Raw genomic sequence first — 5,931 nt, forward strand, 5'->3', positions numbered from 1 at the left:
AATCGCAGAACGTGCCAATCACCCAACTCGGTAACCCAGACCCCGCATCCAGCGGGGTTTGATCTTTCTGGAGGCAGCAAATGCCAAGCGTTTGCAAGACCCTGGCCTTCGATCAGGCCGCAATCAAGTTTGCCAACGGCGGCGCCCAGGGCGTATTCGAGGGCTACGCCAGTGTATTCGGGGTGGTTGACGGTGACGGCGACATCATCGAGCCCGGAGCTTTCGCCCAGGCGCTGAAGACGCAGACTCGTCCGGTGGCCATGTTCTTCAACCACCGTCGCAACGAAATTCCAGTGGGCAAATGGCTGGACTTGTCCGAGGACAGCAAAGGCTTGTACGTGCGCGGTGAGTTGACGCCCGGCAACCCTCAATCTGAGGCGCTCAAGGCTGCCATGATCCACGGCACTGTGGGTGGAATGTCGGTTGGGTTCAGCGCAGCCAAGCAAGACGTAACAGCGATAGCCACCGGCTACTCATTCAAGAGTGCAACACGCCTGACCGAGATCAGCGTGTGCACCTTCCCGGCCAACGAATCGGCCACGGTTTCGACGCTCAAGAGCATGGAAACCATCGACAGCATTCGCGACGCGGAAAACTGGCTGAGAGATTCAGCCGGCCTTTCCAAGTCGGAGGCGCAGGCGTTCATCGCCCGCATCAAGTCCGCAGTTCGGAGCGAGTCCGAAGGCGGCGACGACATCGCCGCGCTCCTGGAGCGCATCAACACCTTCCCCAAACTCTGAACCGAGGATTTACCCATGTCCGAACTGGCACAAGTCCAGAAGGCGATCGAAACCGCACAGACTCGCATGACCGAGCTGTTCGACGCCCAGAAGAAAGAAATCGAAGCGAACGGCACTGTCAGCAAGCAGCTGCAGGCCGATCTGACCACCGTTCAGGAAGAACTGAAAACTGCAGGCACCCGCCTTTTCGATATCGAGCAGAAGCTCAGTGCTGGTAACCCCGATGACCCAGCCACCAAGAAGAGCTTCGCGGCTCAGACTGCCGAGGATCTGCAGAAGTCCTGGGACGGCAAGTCGTCCGGCAAGGTCGATGTGAAGAGCTTCGACAAGCAGCTGGGCAGCGGCGCGGCCTCGGCTGGCGCTCTGATCCAGCCGCAGGTAAACCCAGGCATCCTGATGCCCGGCCTGCGCCGGCTTACCATCCGCGACCTGCTGGCACAGGGTCGTGTCAGTTCCAACTCGCTCGAGTACGTGCGCGAGAACGTGTTCATCAACAGCGCCGCACCGGTCGCTGAGGGCAACCTCAAGCCTGAGTCGAACCTGACCTTCACCAAGGAAACGGCGACCGTCAAGACCATTGCCCACTGGATCCAGGCCTCGCGCCAGGTCATGGACGATGCTCCGATGCTGGAATCCTACGTCAACAATCGGCTGCTGTTCGGCCTGGCGCTGGTCGAGGAAGGTCAGATGCTCAACGGCGACGGTACTGGCGACAACCTGCTGGGCCTGAACAAGGTGGCCACCGCCTACGACGCCAGCCTGAACGCGACCGGTGACACCCGGGCGGACATGATCGCCCACGCGATCTTCCAGACCAGCGAGTCGGAGTTCGAGGCCTCCGGCATCATCCTCAACCCGCGCGACTGGCACGCCATTGCGCTGCTCAAGGATGCTGACGGTCGCTACATCTTCGGCGGTCCGGCGGCCTTCGCCGCCAAGGTCATGTGGGGTCTGCCGGTGGTGGCCACCAAGGCCCAGGCGCAGGGCACTTTCACCGTAGGCGGCTTCGACCTGGCTTCGCAGGTGTGGGATCGCATGGACGCCACTGTCGAGGTCAGCCGCGAGGACCGCGACAACTTCGTCAAGAACATGCTGACCATCCTCTGCGAGGAGCGTCTGGCGCTGGCGCACTACCGTCCGACCGCCATCATCAAAGGCGCGTTCGCGACCCCGGCTCCCTAATCGACCTTGAGGCCAGGGCAGGTAACTGCCCTGTACAGACCATGATCAAGATTCGCGCACTTCGCCAATTTTCCCATTACCACGGCGGCAACTTCGACCAGCATGAAGAGCGCCAGGTTGAAGACTCGGTCGCCGAGGCCTTGGTCGGCATGGAGCTGGCTGAGTATGTAGACGGGCCGCCGCCGGCCAAGGAAGAAAACCAAGCCAAGGCAGGTCGCAAAAAATGACCATAGCAGCCCAAGACTTGGTGCCGCTCGAAACAGTCAAGAAGCACTTGCGAGTGGATGATGACAGCGAGGACGTGCTGATCGACCTCTACGCGGAGTCTGCACTGTCCTGGGCGCTGTGGTACTGCGACAACCCGAAACTCGTCAAAGCCGAGGATTTCCCTGCCAGCTTCAAGGCTGCGCTTCTTCTGCTGGTCGGGCATTCGTATGCCAACCGCGAAGCGATCGTTACTGGCACCATCGCTGCGGAGTTACCGCTAGCGGTCGAGTCTCTGCTGTGGTCGTCCCGCGACTGGTACGGTCCACGAGATGAGGTGCAGCCATGAGGGCAGGCGATCTACGGCACCGAATCGAAATTCAGGACAGGGTCACGCCGCGCGATCCTGAGACTCTTGAGCTCGGCGAGCCAGAGTGGCGTTTGTTCGCGCAGGTCTGGGCACAGGTAAGCCCACTGTCTGCCCGTGATCTGATTGCAGCTCAGGCCGCACAATCTGAGGCTACAGCCCGGATCGTGATCCGTTACCGCCCTGGCGTACTGCCCACCATGCGTATTCTCTACCGAGGTGAGCTGTACAGCATCGTGGGACAGCCGCTGGAAGATCCGAACTCGGGGCGGGAGTATCTGACGCTCCTGGTTTCAAAGGGAGTGAAAGATGGCTGACGGGGTCGAGTTCTCCATAACTGGCCTGGATAGCTTGCTCGGCAAGTTGGACGCTGTCAGCTACGACATTCGCCGCAGAGGTGGCCGGGCGGCGTTACGCAAGGCTGCCCAGGTGGTAGTGCAAAAGGCCAAGGCCGGCGCGGAGCGGATCGATGACAAGGCAACTGGCCGCTCGATCGCGGACAACATTGTGCTGCGCTGGAACGGACGCTTGTTCAAGCGAACCGGCGACTTGGGCTTCCGGATCGGAGTGCTGCACGGCGCGGTACTCAAGAATGGCGGGGACTTGAGCCAGAATGCCCCCACCCCTCACTGGCGATTGCTTGAGTTCGGTACCGAGAAGATGGCTGCAGTGCCGTTCATGCGGCCGGCCTTGGCCAACAGCATCAGCGAGGTGACCAACACTTTCGTCACCGAGTACGAGAAGGCAATCGACCGTGCCATTCGGCGCGCAGCGAAGAAGGCAGCATCCTCATGACCCCACCGATCGTACAGGCCTGCTTGAACAGCCCGGCCGTGACCGCGCTGCTTGGCGCAGGCACAACCATGCGCCTCTACTCGTTCGGGGAGGCTGAGGGGGGCGTGGCCAAGCCATATGCTGTCTGGCAGATCGTCAACGGTAGTCCAGAGAACTACCTAGCTGGCCGCCCGGATGTCGACAGCGTCACACTGCAGGTCGACGTGTACGCCGTCACTGGCGATTCCGCCAGAAAGGTTCGTGACGCGATCCGTGATGCGGTTGAGCTGGACGCCTACGTTACCCGCTGGGGCGTCGAAGGTCGCGATCCAGAGACCAAGAATTACCGAGCCAGCTTCGACGTGGACTGGATGGTCCACCGGTAGCGCTGCAACAAACCCCAATAGCCCGCCCAGTGCGGGTTTTCTTTTGCCCGCAATTGGAGAGACCCATGGCGATTCTCGCACAAGGCACCCAGATCTACGCCCTGGTGCCCACGGCTGCAAACCGTACTGTTTTCGAAGTCATGGAGGTTGAGTGCGCCACCGCCTTCAGCCCAGGGGGCAACCCCGCTGATCAGGTTGAAGTGACTTGCCTCAGCGACACCGTGCGCAAGTACCTGCGCGGCCTGCGTACCCCTGGCCAGGCTTCACTGACCCTTAATGTCGACCCACGCAACGCCTCGCATGTGCGCCTGCATCAGATCTCGGAAGACGACACCATCGAGAGCATTCGCTGGGTAGTGGGGTGGTCGGACGGCAAGGACATCAAGCCCACCGTCGGCGTGGCAGGCGCGCTGGCGGCTATCGAGCTCACCAATGGCGGCACCGGCTACACCTCCGCACCGACTGTTGCGTTCTCTGGCGGCGGCGGTACCGGCGCGGCTGCAACCGCGATCATCGAGGATGGCAAGGTGGTTGGCTTCAACATTACCAACGCCGGCTCCGGGTACACCAGCAAGCCGACAATCAGCTTCACCGGTGGCGCTGGCACCGGCGCTGCGGCTTCTGCGGTCCTTGGCGACGCCGATGATTTCGTGCTTCCGCCGACCCGCACCTGGTTCCTGTTCGACGGCTATGTCGCTGACTTCCCGTTCGATCATGCCGCCAACGCCGCAGTCACCACTGCTGCCACTATCCAGCGCTCTGGCGGCTCCGCCTGGATCCCCAAGACTACCAACGCCTGAGGTAACCCATGAAGTTGACACTCGACGCGCTGAAAGGCGCTGGCTCGTTCACTGGCCGCCCGGTGGAAAAGAAAATCAAGTGGCGCCAGAACGGCACCGATTTCAACGCTACCGTCTACGTCCGCCCGCTGGGCTACCAGACAGCGGTAAGCGACGTGATTTCGGCAGCCAGTAAGCAAGACAGCATCGCTGCCCGCATCGCCGCGTCCATCTGCGACGAGCACGGCAACCCGGTATTCAGCAGCCCGCTGGACATTACTCACGGCCCGCTTGACCCGGTTGAACTGGAGAAGGACCCGGAGAGCACCAAGCGCCTGGGCTCTCTTGATGGCGACCTGTCCGTCGCGCTGCTGCTAGCTATCCGGGAGGTCAACGACCTGGGAAAGACGAAGAGCTCACCGAACTCGACGAACTCTGGCACGAGCTCGTCCTCTCCGGCATCGGCGGCTCGACGATCGCGCAAGCCAAGGAAAACCTGAGCCTGCGTGAGTTCAGGGCCTGGGAGAAGTACAGGCAGCGCCGCGGCTCGCTCCACATCGGAATGCGGGTGGAGCGAGCCACCGGCCTGCTGGCCATGATCTTGGCCAACCAGGCGCGTGATCCAAAGAAGCGTCCGGTTCCCTACACCATTGCAGATTTCACGCCGCACGATCAGGACAACAGGCCGATTTCTCTGGAGGACGCCAAGGCTACATGGGCGTAACGAGTTTTTTTGTTAAATTCCTCGCTAGACAAGCCATGAAGGCGATGTCGCAGCCAGTGAGGGATTTATGAAGCTTTTGTGTTTCATTTCGTTATGTCTTGTGGTGGTTGGGTGTGCGCCGGTAGCGAATACAAACAGATACGGACCAAGCGAGGCGTTTGTTGAACTCCGGCCGTACGCTGCAAATGGTCCATTCAAAAATTTTGATAGACCTTCTAGTTTGGTACAGGCGATAGAGGAAATCGGCGGCCCTCAGAAAGATCTAGAGACAAATTCAGATTTCAAGAAGCGGATAGAAAAGCTTGGGGCTTTCTCGGTTTTGTCTGACGTTAAAGACTATCAGGTTAAGTTTAATAGCGAGACCGGAGCCCTGACATACGAAAACCGCATGGAAGATGCTCAGTCTTGGGGCTTCAGGCCAAATGGAGAGTTGCTTTCTGATTTAAATAACTTCTACTATTCGATAGATCTTCCGGAGGATAAATATCACAAAGGTGATTACATTGGGCAGAACTCCTTTGGAGCCAAAGCGCTAATTGAGTCGTTTGAAAGTGACAAAATTTACTTGGTAACCCCAGCCGTCCCAAAAACATCGCCGCATGTGGTTTTTGTTAGCATGATTGCTGATCTGGACATTTCGTCTGACGAATGAATCGCCCCTGCTTTCCTAGACACTCTCCAAGCTCAGGAAATAGCGTTTCTCATACTCTACTGGAGACAGCTGCATAGCACTGCTGTGTCGACGCTTAGGGTTATAGAACATCTCGATGTAATC

The 5,931-nt window shown here is 59.4% G+C and carries 12 protein-coding genes; 11 read left to right on the top strand and 1 reads right to left on the bottom strand.

Annotated features, from left to right (window positions below; all coding sequences use genetic code 11):
- Window positions 1-80 precede the first annotated feature (80 nt).
- The 11 genes from DMX12_RS28510 to DMX12_RS28555 all read left to right on the top strand — a co-directional run bounded on the left by DMX12_RS28510 (window position 81) and on the right by DMX12_RS28555 (window position 5,808).
- Window positions 81-740, top strand: a complete 660-nt coding sequence (locus DMX12_RS28510) for an HK97 family phage prohead protease (RefSeq protein ID WP_110680067.1) — start codon at window positions 81-83, stop codon at window positions 738-740.
- A 15-nt stretch (window positions 741-755) separates the two neighbouring features.
- Window positions 756-1,922, top strand: a complete 1,167-nt coding sequence (locus DMX12_RS28515) for a phage major capsid protein (RefSeq protein WP_110680068.1) — start codon at window positions 756-758, stop codon at window positions 1,920-1,922.
- 41 nt (window positions 1,923-1,963) lie between these two features.
- Window positions 1,964-2,149: a hypothetical protein gene (locus DMX12_RS28520; protein WP_110680069.1), complete on the top strand. Its 186-nt coding sequence runs from the start codon at window positions 1,964-1,966 to the stop codon at window positions 2,147-2,149.
- Window positions 2,146-2,475 (top strand): head-tail connector protein, encoded by a 330-nt coding sequence (locus tag DMX12_RS28525; RefSeq protein ID WP_110680070.1) that lies wholly within the window; start codon window positions 2,146-2,148, stop codon window positions 2,473-2,475. Before DMX12_RS28520 ends, DMX12_RS28525 begins: the two co-directional genes overlap by 4 nt.
- Window positions 2,472-2,810 carry a phage head closure protein gene (locus DMX12_RS28530; RefSeq protein ID WP_110680071.1) on the top strand — a complete coding sequence of 113 codons (339 nt, stop codon included), beginning with the start codon at window positions 2,472-2,474 and terminating at the stop codon, window positions 2,808-2,810. The genes DMX12_RS28525 and DMX12_RS28530 overlap by 4 nt, the downstream gene beginning before the upstream one ends.
- Window positions 2,803-3,288 carry an HK97-gp10 family putative phage morphogenesis protein gene (locus tag DMX12_RS28535; RefSeq protein ID WP_110680072.1) on the top strand — a complete coding sequence of 162 codons (486 nt, stop codon included), beginning with the start codon at window positions 2,803-2,805 and terminating at the stop codon, window positions 3,286-3,288. The genes DMX12_RS28530 and DMX12_RS28535 overlap by 8 nt, the downstream gene beginning before the upstream one ends.
- Complete coding sequence (locus tag DMX12_RS28540; RefSeq protein ID WP_054881551.1) at window positions 3,285-3,653, top strand: DUF3168 domain-containing protein; 369 nt, start codon at window positions 3,285-3,287, stop codon at window positions 3,651-3,653. The genes DMX12_RS28535 and DMX12_RS28540 overlap by 4 nt, the downstream gene beginning before the upstream one ends.
- Window positions 3,654-3,718: 65 nt before the next feature.
- Window positions 3,719-4,453, top strand: coding sequence for a phage tail tube protein (locus DMX12_RS30465; protein ID WP_110680073.1), 735 nt, complete (start codon window positions 3,719-3,721; stop codon window positions 4,451-4,453).
- A gap of 8 nt (window positions 4,454-4,461) precedes the next feature.
- A complete protein-coding gene (locus tag DMX12_RS28550) occupies window positions 4,462-4,932 on the top strand; it encodes a phage tail assembly chaperone family protein, TAC (RefSeq protein WP_110680074.1) in 471 nt (156 codons plus the stop codon).
- A gap of 68 nt (window positions 4,933-5,000) precedes the next feature.
- Entirely contained in the window at window positions 5,001-5,156 is a 156-nt protein-coding gene (locus DMX12_RS29560) for a hypothetical protein (RefSeq protein ID WP_177411291.1), read from the top strand.
- A gap of 67 nt (window positions 5,157-5,223) precedes the next feature.
- Complete coding sequence (locus tag DMX12_RS28555) at window positions 5,224-5,808, top strand: hypothetical protein (RefSeq protein ID WP_146226882.1); 585 nt, start codon at window positions 5,224-5,226, stop codon at window positions 5,806-5,808.
- 15 nt (window positions 5,809-5,823) lie between these two features.
- On the opposite strand, the gene DMX12_RS28560 is transcribed toward DMX12_RS28555, so the two are convergent.
- A partial coding sequence (locus tag DMX12_RS28560) for an IS3 family transposase (RefSeq protein ID WP_135192744.1) occupies window positions 5,824-5,931 on the bottom strand: 108 nt, incomplete at its 5' end.

It is taken from the genome of Pseudomonas sp. MB-090624 (assembly GCF_003205245.1).
In the GTDB taxonomy this organism is placed as follows: Bacteria; Pseudomonadota; Gammaproteobacteria; order Pseudomonadales; family Pseudomonadaceae; genus Aquipseudomonas; species Aquipseudomonas juntendi.